This is a genomic window from Sphingomonas oligophenolica (assembly GCF_039522915.1).
GTDB lineage: Bacteria > Pseudomonadota > Alphaproteobacteria > Sphingomonadales > Sphingomonadaceae > Sphingomonas > Sphingomonas oligophenolica.
The window spans coordinates 223,984-239,748 of record NZ_BAAAEH010000005.1 but is presented as its reverse complement, the minus strand read 5'-3'; the positions used below and the strand labels follow the sequence as shown (position 1 = coordinate 239,748).

The following is a 15,765-nucleotide window of genomic DNA, read 5'->3' as shown; positions in this document are numbered from 1 at the left end:
TGCTTAACCACCGATAGAGCGGTAAGCATACCAAAGAGGGGATGATCATGAAGAAGTTCGAATTGCTCGCCGCGTCGGCGATCGCGCTGTTCTATACTAATCCGGCCCTCGCCCAACAGGCTCCGCCCGCGCAGAGCGCGGTGCAGGATAATGGCGCCGACCAGAACACGAGCGACGATATCGTCGTCACCGCGCAGCGCACCTCCGAGCGGCTTCAGGACGTACCGATCTCGGTCTCCGCCTTCACCGGCAAGGCGCTCGAAACCCAACAGATCCACAATTCGCTCGACCTTCAGCTCAGCCTGCCGAACATCACCTACACCAAGACGAACTTCACCGCGTCGAGCTTCACGATCCGCGGCATCGGCGATCTCTGCACCGGCTTCTCATGTGATGCAGCGACCGGCATCCACATCAACGACGTGCCCGTACCCGCGACCCGATTGTTCGAAACCGAATATCTCGACATGGAGCGGGTCGAGGTGCTGCGCGGACCGCAGGGCACGCTGTTCGGCCGCAACGCGACGTCGGGCGTGGTCAACTTCATCACCGCCCGCCCCGATCTCACCGGCATTCACGCCTCGGGATCGGCCGAATATGGCAATTACAATTCGAAGAAGGTCACCGGCGTCCTCAACGTCCCGATCGGCGACACGCTCGGCGTGCGCTTCGCAGGCCTGTATCTGGACCGTGATGGTTATACGACCAACACCTTCGACAATTCGCAGATCGACGGCCGCAAGCTCTATCAGGTCCGCGGCTCGATCCGCTGGCAGCCGAGCAGTTCGACCACCGTTGACCTCATGGGCTCCTATTTTCGCGAGGACGACAACCGCTCGCGCATCCAGAAGCAGCTCTGCCACCGCGACCCGACCGGCATCCTGGGCTGCTCGCCCGATCGCCTCGGTTTCGATTCAGTCAATTCGAACGCCGTGTTCCAGGACATCCTGACATCGCGCGAGTTCTTCACCATCGCGCTCTCGCCCTCACTGGCGCCGTTCGCGGTCCGCAGCCTTTACGGAGCCGACGGGTTCAATGGCATCGCGGTGCCGATCGACCTGCGCACGGTCAATTCGAACGTGAAGCCGACCTATTTCTCGGACGAGATCAACATCCAGGGCCGAATCGACCAGGATTTCGGCCAGATGTCGCTGTCGGTGATCGGCGGCTATAACAGGTCGAGCGTCGACTCGACCGCCGGCTACTTCCTCAACACGCCGAACTCGCTTGCAGCCAATGTCGGCCTCAATACCTTCCTCGGCGCTGCCTCATTGCCGGGCTCGCCGTTCGCCACCGGCCGCGCGCTTGCCTTCAATTCCGCCGGCCAGCTCTGCACCTCCGCGGTCGATCGCAGCTATACGGGCGTATTCGGCGGCCACACCTATGGCTGCAGCAGCAGTCCGCTCAATTATGACGAATCGCGCAGCAAGTCGGAAGGCTGGTCGGCTGAAGCGCATCTCAACTCGCATTTTGACGGCATGTTCAACTTCCTGATCGGCGGCATCTACCTGACCGGCATCACCGACGGCGACTATTATGTCTCGCCTGGCCTTGGCAGCTATGCCGCTGACATCATTGGCTATGCGAAGGGCCTTGGGGCCGGCCTGCCTGCCGGCACCACCTATCTCGCGCCAGGTTTCTTCAACAGCGAGACGCAGCGCTACCAGCTGAAGTCCTATGGCATCTTCGGCGAAACCTATTTCCAGTTCTCGCCGAAATGGAAGCTGACCATCGGCGCGCGCTATTCGCACGACCAGAAGTTCGTCACTGATCGCAGCCCGCTGCTCAGTGTCCTCGTACCCTATGGCACCGCCAACGCCTTCTCGTCGCCCTTTGCCGGGGCCTATGATGCGGATGCCGGCACGGCCGGCGCCCAGCAATATCGCAACGCCACCGTCCAGTTCGGCCGCGTGACCGGCCGCGTCGTGCTCGACTACAAGCCCAGCGACAATTCGATGATCTATCTGTCCTATTCGCGCGGCTATAAATCGGGCGGCATCAATCCGCCGTTCGACCCATCGGTGTTCACCGCCCCGGCCACGTTCAAGCCGGAAAGCATCGACGCCTTCGAACTTGGCACCAAGAACACCTTCATGAACGGAGCGCTGCGTCTCAACGCAAGCGTATTCTACTATAAATACAAGGATCTGCAGCTCAGCCGAATCCTGAACAAGACCTCGTTCAACGACAACACCAATGCCGATATCTATGGTGCCGAGGTCGAGGCGATCATCCGCCCCGAACGGCATTTCATGGTCAATCTCTCCGCCAGCTATCTCAAGACCAAGATCAAGGACTTCTCGCTGGTAGATACGCGCGATCCTTCCGGTGGCCGTTCGGACACGGTGATCATCAAGGATATCACCAACGCTTCCAACTGCGTCGTCCGCCCCACAGGCAATGGCACTGCGGCGCAGGCGAATGCCTTCGTCAACATTGTCAACACCAACGCGTTCCATTTGCAGGGGCCGACGCCGGTACCGGGCACCAATACAACCGGCGCCTATTCAATCTGCTCCACGCTTGCGACCCTCATCGCCGGCCAGGTGCCGAATACGCCGGCAACGGCGGGGCTGTACGGCCTCCAGACGGCGCTGCGCGGCGCCTTGGGCTTACCGGCGGGATCCGTCCTGCCGTTCCAGTACACGACGACGTCCGCGGGTGTGGCCAACGGCCTTCCCGACGGCGTTGCGGTCGACCTGTCCGGCAACCAGCTGCCCAACGCCCCGACCTGGAAATTCTCGGCGGGCGCTCAGCATACCATGGATATCGGCAGCAACGGCATGACCCTCGTTACGCGTGGCGATCTCACCTATACCGGCGAGTATTTCTCGCGAAGCTTCAACCGGCCGATCGACAAGATCCAGGGCTATGAAGTCGTCAACCTCTCGATGACCCTGAACGGCCCCGACGAGAAATGGTATCTGCGCGGCTTCGTGCAGAATCTGACCGCCAACAATGCCATCACCGGCCAATATGTCACTGACGCCTCAACCGGCCTGTTCACCAACATCTTCACGCTTGAACCGCGCCGCTACGGCGTCTCCGCGGGCTTCAAGTTCTGATCCCGGCGCAGGGCGGCTTTGCCCGCCCTGCCCGTCTTTTTAAGCCCCCGGTGCCCGCACCGGGGGTTTTTCTTCGCCCAAAGCGGCGAGAAGGGCCATTTCAAGGTGTGAAACGGGTCATTGTAGGCGTGACAACGCCGAAAAGGCGGCGCACAAGCGAGGCACGTCCCAGGAGGCGTGAAACCGATGTCGGCATGAACGACACATCAGGAAGGAAGATTTATGGCGACTGCACCAACCAAGACCGGCGGCATTCATGCTCCGGTACAGCCCTCCCCCGAGCTGGGCGCGATCGTCGGCAACGACAAGCTCCCGCGCAGCCAGGTGATCAGCAAGGTGTGGGATTACATCAAGGCGAACAACCTGCAGAACCCGGCCAACAAGCGCGAGATCCTCGCCGATGCGAAGCTGGAAAAGGTGTTCGGCCGCAAGTCGTGCACGATGTTCGAGATGAACAAGTATATCGCGCAGCACGTCAAGGCGTGATGTCCACGGGGGCATCGCCGCCGAGGTGGCGGTGCCCCCGGCGAGATTCGAATATTCGAGCTACGGTTTAGGAAGTGGGGCATCGTGCATGCCGGCGCGGCGTTCGCGAGGCTCCCCGGCCATCGATGATATGAGACGCGCTGGAGACTCAATCCGCTCCGGGATAAAACGATCTTTCAGCACTTCCGGGCCGGCAGCCGATGTCCCGACTATTTCGACTTGCCGATACGCCACTCCACCCTCGACGAGCTTGCGCCCAGTTGCGAACTGTCTTCGGTAGCGAAGGCTATGTGCTGCAACCCGGCACTGAACACGTCGCCGATTAGGCGCGACGCGAGCGTACCGCGCCCGCCCGACGCGCTCGTGGCCACCCGGAACTGGCCATCGGCACTTTCCATCGCCCGGCTCTGGACCAGCCCGGCCGCCAATCCGGGCATTTCGCAGGCGCGGGTAAGCGCCGAGATCGGCCTCGACAAATCGGCGCTGGTGCCGATCATCGATTTGCTGGAGGCGCGGGGATGGGTCGAGCGGACGCGATCCACCAGCGACCGCCGCCGCAACCATCTATCGACCACTGCCGCCGGCGAGAAGGAACTCGACGCCCTGTTCGCCGAACTGGCGGTGACCGAGGCGGCGGGTCTGGCAGCACTTTCCGACGAGGAGCGCGAGATGGTGAGCAGCGCTCTCGACAAGGTCTATCATGCCTATGTCAGGCTCGCACGCGACGGCTGAGCGCTCCACGCTGGAATGGTGCCCCCGGCGAGATTCGAACACGCGGCCTACGGTTTAGGAAACCGTCGCTCTATCCGGCTGAGCTACGGGGGCACGCGGCGGTTGGTAGAGAGTGGCTCCGCGCCGGTCAATCATGACAGGCAGTGCGAAGTCGTTCCCTGGGCTCCAATTCCCAAAATGCTAATTCAACGCATCCGGAGGGACGATCGGGAATGGCAGCGGTGCCACCGGAATGCCCTCGTCAGCCAACGCCTTCGCCTCGCCTATCGTCGCCTGGCCGTGAATCGGGGCAGGGTCAGCTTCGCCGGCATGCATCGCGCGGGCACGATCCGCAAAGGCGCTGCCCACCCATTCCGATTTCTCGAGCGCCTTGCGCTGGGCCTCGGCCAGCGCCCGCATCGCTGCCTTCATCGCCATCGGGCTGGGGGCCTCCTGCTGCCCCGCCGTCTGGGCGTTGCCCTTGGCAGCGATATTGGGCGCCATCACCGCCTTGCCGATATTCCCGTCGCCGCACAACGGACAGGACAGCAGGCCGCGATCGCGCTGGTCCTCGAACGCTTCGCTCGATCCGAACCAGGCCTCGAACACATGGTCATGCGCGCACCGCAGGTCGAAGACGATCATGCCGCGGTCACCGTGGGAATGGCGCGTCGGTGCGAAAGGACCGGAATGCGGCTCCGCACATCGGCAATCCGCGCCGGGTCGATGTCGGCAAAGCCGATGCCGGCCGCCTCACCCATGTCGAGCAGGATCTCGCCCCATGGGTCGATTACCAGCGAGTGGCCATAAGTGGCGCGGCCATCCTCGTGCATACCGGTCTGCGCCGCCGCGACCACGAACGCCCCCGCCTCGATCGCCCGGGCACGGAGCAGCACATGCCAATGCGCAGCCCCTGTCGGCTGGGTAAAGGCAGCGGGGACGGCAAGGATCGTTGCCCCGGCATCGCTCAGGGCACGAAACAGGTCAGGGAAGCGCAGGTCGTAGCAGATGGCGAGCCCGAGCTGCCCGACAGGCGTCGCCGCGACCACGGCACCCTCGCCCGGCGTATAGGAAGCGGATTCGCGCCAGCTCTCACCGGTCGGCAGATCGACATCGAACAAATGGAGCTTGTCATAGCGAGCCCGAATATCGCCGTCCGGATCGATCACGAAGCCGCGATTGGAGAGCTTGCCGCCCTCCCCTCTGACCGCGAGCGAGCCGAGATGCACCCAGATCCCATGCGCCGCCGCAGCCTCACGGACCGCGGCCAGGACCGGGTCATCAGTCTCGGGGTATAACGAACCGGCAGCCCTTGTACGGTCGCGATCCAGCAGGCCGGACATCTCGGGTGTGAACAGCATCGCTGCGCCGCCGGCCGCTGCCGCCGCAACGGCATCAACAATGGTGCGCGCATTGGCGGCTGGGTCGATCCCGCTCGTCATCTGGAGCAGTGCGATCTTCATGCCGCGAGCAACGCGTCCAGCTTGCCTTCGCGCTCGAGCGCTGCGAGTTCGTCGGAGCCGCCGATATGGCGGCCGTTGATGAAGATCTGCGGCACTGTGCTGCGCCCACCGGCACGATCGAGCATCTCGGCGCGCTTTGGGCCGCCCATGCTGATGTCGAACTCTTCGACCTCGACGCCCTTGTCATCGAGCAGCCGCATCGCCCGCGAGCAATAAGGGCAAAAGGCTTTGGTGTAGATTTCGATCTTGGCCATCATCATGAAATGTGGGTCGACCCGCCGCTTGTCAATCGTCAGCGCTCGGATCGAGCACGCGCGCCCAGCATAGAATCACGACACTCGCGGCGCCGCCACGCAGCAAGATGCGCGTGCAGGCGTCGGTCGTCGCACCGCTTGTGTGGATATCGTCGATCAACACGACCGCCCTGCCGCGCAGCCTTTCCCGTGCATCGGGCGGGATGGCAAAGGCGCCGGCAACTGTCCTGGCACGAGCGCGGGCGCCCATCGCGCGCAGAAAGGGCGTCGCACGCACCCGGCGGAGCAGCATCGGGTCATTCGGCACGCCGGTCGATCTCGACAATGCCTTCGCGATGAGCGCCGCCTGGTTGAAACCGCGCGACCAGAGCCGCCAGCGATGGAGCGGGACCGGAATCAGCAGGTCGGCATGCTCCGGCATCAACCGCGCCATCTGCCGCGCGACCGTCTCGGCAAAGGCAGTTCTTCCGCCATATTTGAGGCGCAGCGCGACCGTGCGGGCGACATCGCCATACGCGACCGCGGCGCGTATCCCGGCATGGCGCGGCCGCTCGCCATGGCAGGCGGCGCAGAGCGACTCCGGCCCGCGATCATAAGCGAAGGGGATGTGGCAGGCTGCGCACCAGGGCGGCGCGAGGAAACGCAGCGACCCCCAGCACGCAGCGCAGAAACGATGATCCTCACCGGTTACCGCGCCGCAGCCGGGGCAGCGCGGGGGCAGCGCAAGATCGGCGACAAGCCGCAAAGGAGCGAGCAACCGCGCCACGCGCCCTTGTCGCGCCGCACATCCGGCGGCACAAGCCCGCGCGATGAGCGTTCCTGAAATCTTCGACCGCGCCGCGCGTCGCCTGCGTCGGGATCGCGCCAGTGCACGCTTCGCTGACCATGATTTTCTCCGCGCAGCGATGCTCGACGGCATCCGGGAGCGACTCGACAGCGTCACGCGCAGCTTCGAGGATGTCCTTGACCTCGGCTGCTTCGACGGCAGCTTCCAGCCTCCGCCCGGCGCCAGGATCGTCCGCTGCGACGCCGGCTCCAGCTTCGCGCGGGCTGTGGGCGGCATTCAGGCGGATGAGGATCGTCTGCCCTTCGCCGAAGGGTCTTTTGACCTCGTGGTTTCAGCGGGCGTGCTCGACAGCGTCAACGACCTCCCCGGCGCCCTGACGCTCGTCAGGCGAGCGCTCCGGCCTGACGGGCTTTTCGTCGGTGCCTTTGCCGGCGCCGGCAGCCTGTCGACACTTCGCGCCGTCTTCCGCGAGGCTGAATCGGATCGCCCCGCTGCCCGCATCCACCCGCAGATCGACGTCCGATCGGCCGGCGACCTGCTCGTCCGGGCTGGTTTCGCGCTACCGGTGGCTGACGTGGAATCGCTGGTCGTGCGCTATGGCGAGTTGGGGAGGTTGCTGGGAGATTTGCACGGCATGGCGGCCACCAATCTTCTGGTCGGCCGTACCGCGCTCCGCCGCGATACGCTCGCGCGCGCCGCTGCGGCCTTTGCCGCGCGCGCTGACCCTGACGGCCGCACGTCCGAGCGTTTCGAACTGGTGTTCCTGACCGGCTGGGCGCCCGCGCCATCGCAGCCGCAGCCCGCCAGACGGGGCAGCGGCACCACCTCGCTGGCCGATGCGCTCAGGCGGAAGAAGGACGACTAGGGGCACCCGGCGGCGCGGGCTATGCTCCCGCTGCCGGGCGGCGCGTTCCGCCGAATGTCCTTCCGGCCGGGCCGATCTGAATAGAGCGCACGCGTGAATCCTGATTCGGCGATCGATAATCGGTTCGATTCAATCCTTGGAGAGATTGCGGCAGGAGCGCGAGCGGGCGGGATGCTGTCCCGGTTCCGCCCCGCTCTTTGACATGACTGTTTTTTCCAGACGGCGGCTCAGCCCTTCGAGCCGTCCCGCTGTTCCCCGCTGTTCCGCCGCTGTTCCGCCGCTGTTATCGTCGCTGTTCCCCCGCTGTTATCCCGCTGTTCTTCAATAACAGCAGGATTGCAGGTAAAATCTTGATAATGAACAGGAAAATTGAACGCAAAACCCAACATAACAGCGGCGAAAATAAAAAAACGCGATAACAGCGGGAAACAGCGGGAAACCGGAGCTGCGGTTATGCTCACTGCTGCCGGCCAGCCGGTACGAGTCAGTAAAATATGTATTTGAACGACGTGGCCGTCTCTCGGCCGGACTGGCTCAGCCGATCATTCCGTCACCGGAACCCTTGGCGAGCATTCGCCCGATCGCATCGAACAGCGAGTCCATCGCGACCGGCTTGAACAGAACTTCGTCTGCACCGTCGGCCAGGCATCGCTGGCGCAGGTCGATCGCCGTGTCCGCAGTGACGACGATGATGGGCAGGCCGGCCTTGGCATCGCCGCGGCCGCGAATCCGGCGGATCGCCTCGAATCCGTCCATGCCGGGCATCCGCAGATCGACCAGGATCATATCGAAATCCTGTTCCTCGACCAGTTGCAAACCGAGTTCGGCGCTCTCCGCGCCCGTCATCGTCGCACCGGCCACGTCGAGCATGTCTTTCACGACTCGACGATTCATCGGATCGTCCTCGATGAAGAGAACATTCATGGTGCGGGTGCCGGGGCAGGCGCCGCTCGAGTTTGAAATAGGTTCATTTCGGACATCTTATCGGATCATGCCGCCTGCGTTACAAGATGGTTGGCACCATCCATGTCGTTTTTATCCAATGGATAAAGCATTTCAGAAAGCGCCGCGCCGGAGATCGGCTTGCCGATCACCATGTCGATTCCGGTCGCCAGCAAGTCGGCGCGCTGATCGTCGTCAGGCGACGGCCAAAGCAGGCTCGACGCGGTGTTCGTTTCGGTCGCCGCGGTCGCGAGCAGGGAGAGTGTCGCGGGTATATTGTCGCATGCCCTGATCGTGGCGTCATCGATCAGCAGCCACGCCACGCCCCCTGCGCGCATCAGCGCGATCGCCTCGCCAACCGACCCCGCGAACACGATCTTGCCTGCGCGCGCTTCCAGCACTGCGCGGAGCATGCTGCGGGTGATGGGATTGCGGTCGAGAATGACCAGTGACTGCGCCTCGCCCGCCTCCCGTGCAACCTCGTCGGCTGCCTCGGCGCGTATCAGCGGCAGCTCGAGCCTGAAGACAGCGCCCTCCCCCGCCTCGCTGCGGACGGTGACGTCGCCGTCCATCGCGCGCGCCAGATTGCGGCAGATCGCAAGGCCAAGCCCGGTGCCGCCAAACTTGCGCGTCGTTCCCGCATCGACCTGGCGGAAGGATTCGAAGATGATCTCATGCTTGTCGGCCGGGATGCCGATGCCCGTATCGCTGATCTCGATCGCCAGTTTCGGCTGCTCCGCACCGCCGATCGTCTTCGCACTAACGCGGATTGATCCGCTTTCAGTGAATTTGAGCGCGTTGGAGAGCAGGTTGAAGCTGATCTGGCGCAGCCGGGCGGCATCGCCCACAATATGCGTCGGGCACTCTTCGAGATCGAGCGTGAAAGTGATGCCGCGCGCGCGCGCCTGCTCCTCCCACATGCGCGAAACCTCTCGCAAGGTGGCCTTGAGATCGAACGGGAGATGCTCGATCGTCATGTTGCCGGTTTCCATCTTCGCGACATCGAGAATGTCGTCGACCAGCGCCCGCATGCTGACGCCGGCGCCGTGAACGATCTCGATCCGGTCGCGCATCGACGGGGCGAGCTTCCCGTCTGCGAGCATCACCTGGGTCATGCCGAGGATGCCGTTCAGCGGCGTACGGATCTCATGACTTGTCGTCGCGAGAAATTCGGTCTTCGCCGCCAGTGCCTTGCCCAGCGCGCTGTTGGTCGCGGCCAGGTCGATATTCGCTGCGCGAACCTCGTTGCGGCTGCGACGGATCGTGATGAGTCCGAAGGCAAGCATCGAAACGATCACGATCGTCACCACGCCGAGCCCGATGAAGATCATGCGCTGGGTCTGCGCCTTCGATCGCTCGAAATCGATATTGCGCTGCAATTCGTCGGCTCTGAGCTTTTCGATCTGAGCCTTCTGGTTGACTGAATCGAATCGCGCCGCCGCAAGCGCCGTGTTGGTCGAGGCGGCGAGCGTCGAGGTATCGTCGTCGAGCCGTTTCAGCGCTTCGAGATGAAGGAGCGCCTGTTTTGCGTTGCCGAGCTTCTTGTACAGTTCATAGGCGGTCTTGTGGGCTTCGCGGAACGAGAGCGTCGTCTCCTTGAGGTTGACGCCGCGGAAGCTGCGATCGATCAGCGCCTCGGCCTTCGCCAACTCGCCTCGCTGGAGTGCGGCCTGCGCGGCAACGCTCCAATCCTGCTCGACCGACGCTGAAACGCCGGCACGGCTCGATATCCGAGCCCCTTCGGCAATCGCGCGATCGGCCGCGTCCAGTTTTCCCATGGCAAGATCGGCACGCGCGATGTTGCGCAGCACGAGAACCTCGAGCGCCGGGCTCTGCATTGATCGACTCAGGGCCAGTGCCTGGCGGAATTGCTGCTCGGCTTCGGCGAAACGGCCGAGTTCCTTCAGGTCGGCCCCGCGATTGTTCGCGTTGGTGAAGGCGAGCGACGGGTCGCCGCGATAGACCTCTCCAGCCTGTTTGTAATAGGCCAGCGCGGTCTCGTAATCTTCGGCTTCCTGATACAGCACCGCGATGCTCTGCAGCGCCACCGCGCGGCTGCGCGTTGCACCGATATCCCGGAAGATATTGTGGGCCTGCTGATAATCGCTGAGCGCGGCCGCTACATTGGCGGTCAGGGTGTGATAGCCGCCGCGGGACAGCAGCAAGTCGCCGTTGAGCTTGGTCGGTGGCCCCCCGGTCGATACCGCGGCAAGCGCCTCGTCGATCGGGAGCTTGGCATGCTTCGTATCGTTCAAGCGGAGATAGGCTTCCCCTTGGAGCCATTTCGCGGTCGCAATGCCGATCGTGCGCTGACGGCCGGCAAGCCCCTGCGCCGCGGCCTCCGCTGCCTTCGCCTTGGCGATCGTCCTGGCAGGATCGATCAGCATCGTCGCCTTGGCATCGGCGACGATCACATCAAAGCGCGTGCCGGGGTCGACCGCGCCCGCTTGTGCTGACGCCGCCACGCCGCAGAGCGCCGCCATCGCGATCAGCATAGCCGCGAACGTCGCGCGAAAGGTGAAACTCGTCATCGCGCGCAACTGTGGCAAGAATATCTTAAGCCCTTGCTAAGGAGCAGCCCCGAGCAGATCGTCAGGCGCTCTTCCAGAAGCTTGCCGGGCGACGAAACATGGCGTGGCTCTGTTCTTCCGGCGCGCGCGCCTTGTCGTCGCGGAGGAATTGGCGAAAGGCCTCGATCGATACCGGGCGACTGATCAGATAGCCCTGCACCATGTCGCAGCCCATCACGCTGAGCAACGCCATGGCAGCCTGGGTTTCGACACCCTCCGCCGTCACCTCCATCTCGAGGGCATGCGCGAGATCGATCGTCGAGCGCACGATCAGCGGATCGCGGTTGCTGCTGGTGAGCTGGAGCACGAACATCTTGTCGATCTTCAGCTCGCGGGCCGGGAGCTGCTTCAGATAAGCGAGCGAGGAAAGGCCCGCGCCGTAATCGTCGATCGCGATGGCAATCCCGACATCAGCAAAGGCCTGAAGATTGGCGATCGCGCTTTCCGGATCACGGATCACCGATGTCTCGGTGATCTCGAGGCCGATCCGTGCGCCACTTTCGACGACCCTGGTGCACATCTGCTTCACGAAGCGCACATCAGCCAGCAACTGACCCGAGATGTTGATGAAGATGGTGAGATCATTGCCGTCGGCCGCGATCAGCTTCTGGTCGGCAATCACCTTCTCGAGTGTCCACAAGGTGAGCGCCGAGATTTCGCGCGCCTCTTCGGCAACGGTGATGAAATCGCCCGGCAGGATCAGCCCCCGCGTGGGGTGTTGCCAGCGCACCAGTGCCTCGGCGCTGGCGATCTGCTGGCGGCGAACATGGACCTTTGGCTGATATTGCAGGAACATCTCACCGTTCACGATCGCATCCGGCAGTTCGCGGGTGAGGGTGAGGCGATCGAAGGCCGGTGTGCCCGCCGAGAGATCGCGGATGACGGCGTGGGCCTCGGTACGTGCCTGATCGAGAGCGCTTTCGGCCTCCTCGGCCAGCCGCACATCCTCCGCATCGCCGGCGGGCGCGGCGGCGGCGCCGAAATGCATCTCGAGCCGATGCTGCTCGCCGTCGAGATTGAGCGGAAGATCGAAGTCAGCGGTCAGGCAACCAAGTGCAGCGGCAAGATCCGTCAGGGTGTCGCCCTCGAAAGCGATTTCGATGGTGGTGCGCCCCACCGCGGCAATCCGCGCGCCGGAAAGACTCGCATTGATTCGGGCACTGACATCGACCGGCAACCGGTTGGCGCGCGCCCGGCCGAGGCTACGCCGCAACGCCGCAAAATTGGCGATCTCGGCAAGACACAGGAAATGCCATGCTTTGGGCAAAGGCGAGGTCGTCCGGTCGTCATAGTCGGATAGCAGGTTATCACGAGCCGGTGTTTCATTTTGAAACACATCCATGCCGGTCGCAGGAGCCTCCGCGTTGGCGCAGCCGGCGCCACGGTCAGCATGCTCCGGCGAATTTGCGAGCGCCGCCGAACCCCACAACGGCACGCCGCGTGGCCTTTGCCCCTTGTCGGAGCGATATTTTCGCACGGCGCGCACCATCGGAGGCAGCGGTAGCAGGCGCGACTGAACGAACTCTTAAGCGGCCACCCCCGGACCTTACGTAGTAACCGCAAGCCCCGGGAAACGGATTGATTTATAGCTAATTTTCTCTTAACTATTTGATGCGCTCGGCTGAGCGCCACGAGGGAGAAAACAAGTGCTTCAGTTCATCATCGCGTTGATTTACGGCGAAACCGTTCGCCCCTGGTAACCCAGTCGATCGATCCGATTTCCGGCTAAAACGCTCTGTCTCAGAATGGTTTGCCCGGAGTCGGATCGATACCACCAGCCCGGATACGAGGTGACGGCGGGCCATTGCCGAAACGGCAGGTTGCGAGCCCAGCAGGCGCTCTGTGCGTGGATTTGAGATTAACGAAAAATACACAGGCGAGCCCTGCATCGGACTCGTCGGCTTACAATAAATAATAAAACCGAAACCGTCCCGGTTGATGCGGACCTTATCGTACCGCGTCGTGCAGTCGCGCCATGAAAGCGGCACCGCGCTCCAGTTGCGCGACCTCCAGAAATTCGTCCGGCTGATGGGCCTGCTCGATCGAGCCTGGGCCGCAGATGATCGTCGAGAAACCCGCACCCTGAAACTGCCCTGCCTCAGCCGCATAGGAAACCGCGCGGGTCGGCCCATTGTCGCCGGCGAGGCGCCGGGCCAGCCTCTCGGCATCGCCGCCCGGCTCCGACGCGAAAGACGGCGTTGCCGATCGCCTGACTACAATCACACCGGCGTCGGGGAAAATGCGCTTCAGCGCGGTGTCGGTCGTGCCGCACGCCTCGAGGAAGGGAGCGATGATCGCCTCGGGATCCTGGCCGGGCGGCGCACGGAGATCGAACACGAACATGCATTCGCGCGCTAGGATGTTGACCGCGGTACCGCCGTTGATCTGCCCGATCGTCACTGTCGCATGTGGCGGGTGGAAATGGGATGCCGGATCAGCGTGCCGCTCAAGGCGTTGCGCAAGCTCGAGGAGCTGATTCATCAGTCCGACCGCGACCATGTTCGCCGAGATGCCGAGGTGAGTCAGGCTTGAATGCGCCTCATGCCCGGTCACGGTGACCCGCCATGTCGAGATGCCCTTGTGCCCGCTGACTACCTCCATATTGGTCGGTTCACCGACGATCACGGCTTCGGGCGCCGGCAATTCGACGACGAGCTCGCGAATCATGGAGGGCGCGCCGAGGCAGCCCACCTCCTCGTCATAGGAAAGAGCCAGATGAATCGGCCTCGTCGTTCCACGCCGGACAAGGGCGGGCACGCTGGCCAGCGCAAGCGCGATGAAGCCCTTCATGTCGCACGTACCGCGTCCATAAAGCCGTTCGCCGCGCCGGGTCAGGGCGAAGGGATCGCTTGCCCAGTGCTGCCCGTCGACCGGCACGACATCGGTATGGCCCGACAGTATGACGCCGCCCGGCACTGAAGGCCCGACCGTCGCGTAGAGATTGGCCTTGGTCCCTTCGGGATTCGACACGCGCCGTGACGCGACACCATGCTCGCCGAGAAATGCCTCCACATAGCGGATCAAGGCCAGGTTCGAATCACGCGAGGTGGTGTCGAACGCGATCAACCGCTCGAGATGGCTGGTCGCCGCGGCAGCGAGGTCAGCGGAAGAATCGGCGCTCATCGACCGACCCTAGCCCCAAGCCCGCCCGGGCGCCAATCAGCGCGCGGGCGGCGCCTCTTCGTGCCAACCACCGCCGATCGCCTTGAACAGCGCGATGCTGTCCTGCCGCAACTGCGCGTCGCTTGCCGCAACCTGCTCGCGCGCGGTCAATATCTGGCTCTCTGCATTCAGCAGCGAATCCTGCGCGACGAAGCCGGTGCGATACTGCGACTCGACTGCATGCGCCGTCGTCTCCGCGTCCGCCACGGCGCGCTTCAGCGTGGCGTTTCGCCGCCGTTCGGCATCGATCCGGGCAAGCGGATCCTCGACGTCGCGCAATGCCCCGAGAACGGTCGCGCGATACTGGGCATAGGCCTGTTCGCGTTGCTCCTTGCGGACGCCGACCGTCGCCTTGCGCTTGCCCCAATCGAACAGCGGGAAGCTGACCGCGCCCGAGCCGCTGAGCTGCAGGCTGTCGCCGGTGAACAGATTGGCGAGCGAGGTCGACAGCAATTCAGCGACCCCGGTCAGCGAGAATTTCGGATAGAGATCGGCAACCGCCACGCCGACATCGGCGGTCGACGCGGCAAGCTGCCGCTCGGCGGCGCGAATATCAGGCCGCCGCCGCAGCAGATCGGACGGCAGGCCGGCCGGCACGACAGGCAGGACGACGGGCGTCACGCCGGGTGCGGAGAGCTGGGCATCGAGCGTCTCGGGCGGCTCACCGATCAGGATGCCAAGCGCGTGAATCCGCATCCGAGCGTCGGACCGGACCGGCTCGAGTCGCGCCTCGGTGGTGGTGATCGACCCGCGCTGGCGCACGACATCGACTTGCGGCACCAGCCCGACTTTCGCGACATTCCCGGCGATTTCCAGGGCGCGCCGCTGGCGCGTCAGCTCCTGCTCGACGATCGCGATCTGCTCCTGGTCGAGCCGAAGTGCGAAATAAGCCTGCGCCACCTCGGCCGCCAGCGTCACCGCCGCGTCGCGCTTCGTCCAGACCGCCGCATCGGTGCGCGCGACCGCTGCCTCGACACCACGCCGGTCGCCGCCGAACAGATCAGCCTCCCAGCTTGCGTCGAAGCCGACGGAATAGGTCGTGATCCCGCTGCCAGGCAGCGCGATGCCGCCGGGTGCGCTGGAGCCGCCATTTCCGCTGGATCCGCCCGAGAATAGCTGCGCGAGCGAGGCGAAGCCGGCATTCTTGCTGAATTCGACATGGCTCGCACCAGCCGTCGCATCGACGGTCGGCTTGCCCGCCGCGCGTGCGCCGATTTCCTGCAGCCGGGCCTGGCGGACACGCGATGCGGCCGCCGCAATATCCGGGTTATCCTTCAGCGCGCGGTCGACCAGCGCGTCGAGCTGCGGATCGCCAAAGGCCGACCACCAGCGCGCCGGATCGATCGTCGCGCCGGGCACCGCCGCCTGCGGCTCGCCATACGCCGCGGGCACGGCCATTTCCGGCGGATGATAATTCGGCCCGACAGTGCAGGCGCTCGCGAACAACATTGCGCCGAGCC

The 15,765-nt window shown here is 64.0% G+C and carries 14 protein-coding genes and 1 tRNA gene; 4 read left to right on the top strand and 11 right to left on the bottom strand.

The genetic code is table 11. From position 1 onward, the window contains the following. Positions 1-47: 47 nt before the first annotated feature. From ABD050_RS03620 to ABD050_RS03610, 3 genes are all read left to right on the top strand, one after another. The gene (locus ABD050_RS03620) at positions 48-3,065 is read left to right on the top strand and encodes a TonB-dependent receptor (RefSeq protein ID WP_343887772.1); all 3,018 of its coding nucleotides are present in this window, start codon (positions 48-50) and stop codon (positions 3,063-3,065) included. A gap of 222 nt (positions 3,066-3,287) precedes the next feature. Beyond that, on the top strand, positions 3,288-3,551 hold the full coding sequence (locus ABD050_RS03615; RefSeq protein WP_299906850.1) for an SWIB/MDM2 domain-containing protein: 264 nt from the start codon (positions 3,288-3,290) through the stop codon (positions 3,549-3,551). A gap of 288 nt (positions 3,552-3,839) precedes the next feature. Continuing rightward, positions 3,840-4,283, top strand: coding sequence for a MarR family winged helix-turn-helix transcriptional regulator (locus ABD050_RS03610; RefSeq protein ID WP_343887771.1), 444 nt, complete (start codon positions 3,840-3,842; stop codon positions 4,281-4,283). A 16-nt stretch (positions 4,284-4,299) separates the two neighbouring features. On the opposite strand, the gene ABD050_RS03605 is transcribed toward ABD050_RS03610, so the two are convergent. The 5 genes from ABD050_RS03605 to ABD050_RS03585 form a co-directional block, all read right to left on the bottom strand. After that, positions 4,300-4,376, bottom strand: a tRNA-Arg gene (locus ABD050_RS03605). Between the two features lie 87 nt (positions 4,377-4,463). Then, positions 4,464-4,907, bottom strand: coding sequence for a DUF1178 family protein (locus ABD050_RS03600; RefSeq protein ID WP_343887770.1), 444 nt, complete (start codon positions 4,905-4,907; stop codon positions 4,464-4,466). Continuing rightward, a complete protein-coding gene (locus tag ABD050_RS03595) occupies positions 4,904-5,725 on the bottom strand; it encodes a carbon-nitrogen hydrolase family protein (RefSeq protein WP_343887769.1) in 822 nt (273 codons plus the stop codon). Before ABD050_RS03595 ends, ABD050_RS03600 begins: the two co-directional genes overlap by 4 nt. Further along, positions 5,722-5,979, bottom strand: a complete 258-nt coding sequence (gene grxC / locus ABD050_RS03590; RefSeq protein WP_343887768.1) for a glutaredoxin 3 — start codon at positions 5,977-5,979, stop codon at positions 5,722-5,724. The genes ABD050_RS03595 and grxC overlap by 4 nt, the downstream gene beginning before the upstream one ends. A 31-nt stretch (positions 5,980-6,010) precedes the next feature. After that, complete coding sequence (locus tag ABD050_RS03585; protein ID WP_343887767.1) at positions 6,011-6,745, bottom strand: ComFC family protein; 735 nt, start codon at positions 6,743-6,745, stop codon at positions 6,011-6,013. Between the two features lie 43 nt (positions 6,746-6,788). Here ABD050_RS03585 and ABD050_RS03580 point away from each other — a divergent pair, with 43 nt between their 5' ends. Then, the gene (locus ABD050_RS03580) at positions 6,789-7,631 is read left to right on the top strand and encodes a class I SAM-dependent methyltransferase (protein ID WP_343887766.1); all 843 of its coding nucleotides are present in this window, start codon (positions 6,789-6,791) and stop codon (positions 7,629-7,631) included. Between the two features lie 227 nt (positions 7,632-7,858). Here ABD050_RS03580 and ABD050_RS03575 read toward each other — a convergent pair whose 3' ends face one another. The 6 genes from ABD050_RS03575 to ABD050_RS03550 all read right to left on the bottom strand — a co-directional run bounded on the left by ABD050_RS03575 (position 7,859) and on the right by ABD050_RS03550 (position 15,754). After that, the gene (locus ABD050_RS03575; RefSeq protein WP_343887765.1) at positions 7,859-8,092 is read right to left on the bottom strand and encodes a hypothetical protein; all 234 of its coding nucleotides are present in this window, start codon (positions 8,090-8,092) and stop codon (positions 7,859-7,861) included. 73 nt (positions 8,093-8,165) lie between these two features. After that, a complete protein-coding gene (locus ABD050_RS03570) occupies positions 8,166-8,555 on the bottom strand; it encodes a response regulator (RefSeq protein WP_343887764.1) in 390 nt (129 codons plus the stop codon). Between the two features lie 65 nt (positions 8,556-8,620). Further along, complete coding sequence (locus tag ABD050_RS03565; protein WP_343887763.1) at positions 8,621-11,104, bottom strand: sensor histidine kinase; 2,484 nt, start codon at positions 11,102-11,104, stop codon at positions 8,621-8,623. A 61-nt stretch (positions 11,105-11,165) separates the two neighbouring features. Then, positions 11,166-12,485: an EAL domain-containing protein gene (locus tag ABD050_RS03560; RefSeq protein WP_343887762.1), complete on the bottom strand. Its 1,320-nt coding sequence runs from the start codon at positions 12,483-12,485 to the stop codon at positions 11,166-11,168. A gap of 605 nt (positions 12,486-13,090) precedes the next feature. Further along, positions 13,091-14,266 (bottom strand): acetylornithine deacetylase, encoded by a 1,176-nt coding sequence (gene argE / locus ABD050_RS03555; RefSeq protein ID WP_343887761.1) that lies wholly within the window; start codon positions 14,264-14,266, stop codon positions 13,091-13,093. A 36-nt stretch (positions 14,267-14,302) separates the two neighbouring features. After that, positions 14,303-15,754 carry an efflux transporter outer membrane subunit gene (locus ABD050_RS03550; RefSeq protein ID WP_343887760.1) on the bottom strand — a complete coding sequence of 484 codons (1,452 nt, stop codon included), beginning with the start codon at positions 15,752-15,754 and terminating at the stop codon, positions 14,303-14,305. Positions 15,755-15,765 lie beyond the last annotated feature (11 nt).

Coding starts and splice junctions, on each gene's coding strand:
- ABD050_RS03595 (WP_343887769.1), bottom strand. CDS start 5,725: ATGAAGATCGCACTGCTCCAGATGACGAGCGGGATCGACCCAGCCGCC.
- ABD050_RS03615 (WP_299906850.1), top strand. CDS start 3,288: ATGGCGACTGCACCAACCAAGACCGGCGGCATTCATGCTCCGGTACAG.
- ABD050_RS03580 (WP_343887766.1), top strand. CDS start 6,789: ATGAGCGTTCCTGAAATCTTCGACCGCGCCGCGCGTCGCCTGCGTCGG.
- ABD050_RS03565 (WP_343887763.1), bottom strand. CDS start 11,104: ATGACGAGTTTCACCTTTCGCGCGACGTTCGCGGCTATGCTGATCGCG.
- ABD050_RS03610 (WP_343887771.1), top strand. CDS start 3,840: ATGTGCTGCAACCCGGCACTGAACACGTCGCCGATTAGGCGCGACGCG.
- ABD050_RS03600 (WP_343887770.1), bottom strand. CDS start 4,907: ATGATCGTCTTCGACCTGCGGTGCGCGCATGACCATGTGTTCGAGGCC.
- ABD050_RS03570 (WP_343887764.1), bottom strand. CDS start 8,555: ATGAATGTTCTCTTCATCGAGGACGATCCGATGAATCGTCGAGTCGTG.
- argE (WP_343887761.1), bottom strand. CDS start 14,266: ATGAGCGCCGATTCTTCCGCTGACCTCGCTGCCGCGGCGACCAGCCAT.
- ABD050_RS03620 (WP_343887772.1), top strand. CDS start 48: ATGAAGAAGTTCGAATTGCTCGCCGCGTCGGCGATCGCGCTGTTCTAT.
- ABD050_RS03560 (WP_343887762.1), bottom strand. CDS start 12,485: ATGGATGTGTTTCAAAATGAAACACCGGCTCGTGATAACCTGCTATCC.
- grxC (WP_343887768.1), bottom strand. CDS start 5,979: ATGGCCAAGATCGAAATCTACACCAAAGCCTTTTGCCCTTATTGCTCG.
- ABD050_RS03550 (WP_343887760.1), bottom strand. CDS start 15,754: ATGTTGTTCGCGAGCGCCTGCACTGTCGGGCCGAATTATCATCCGCCG.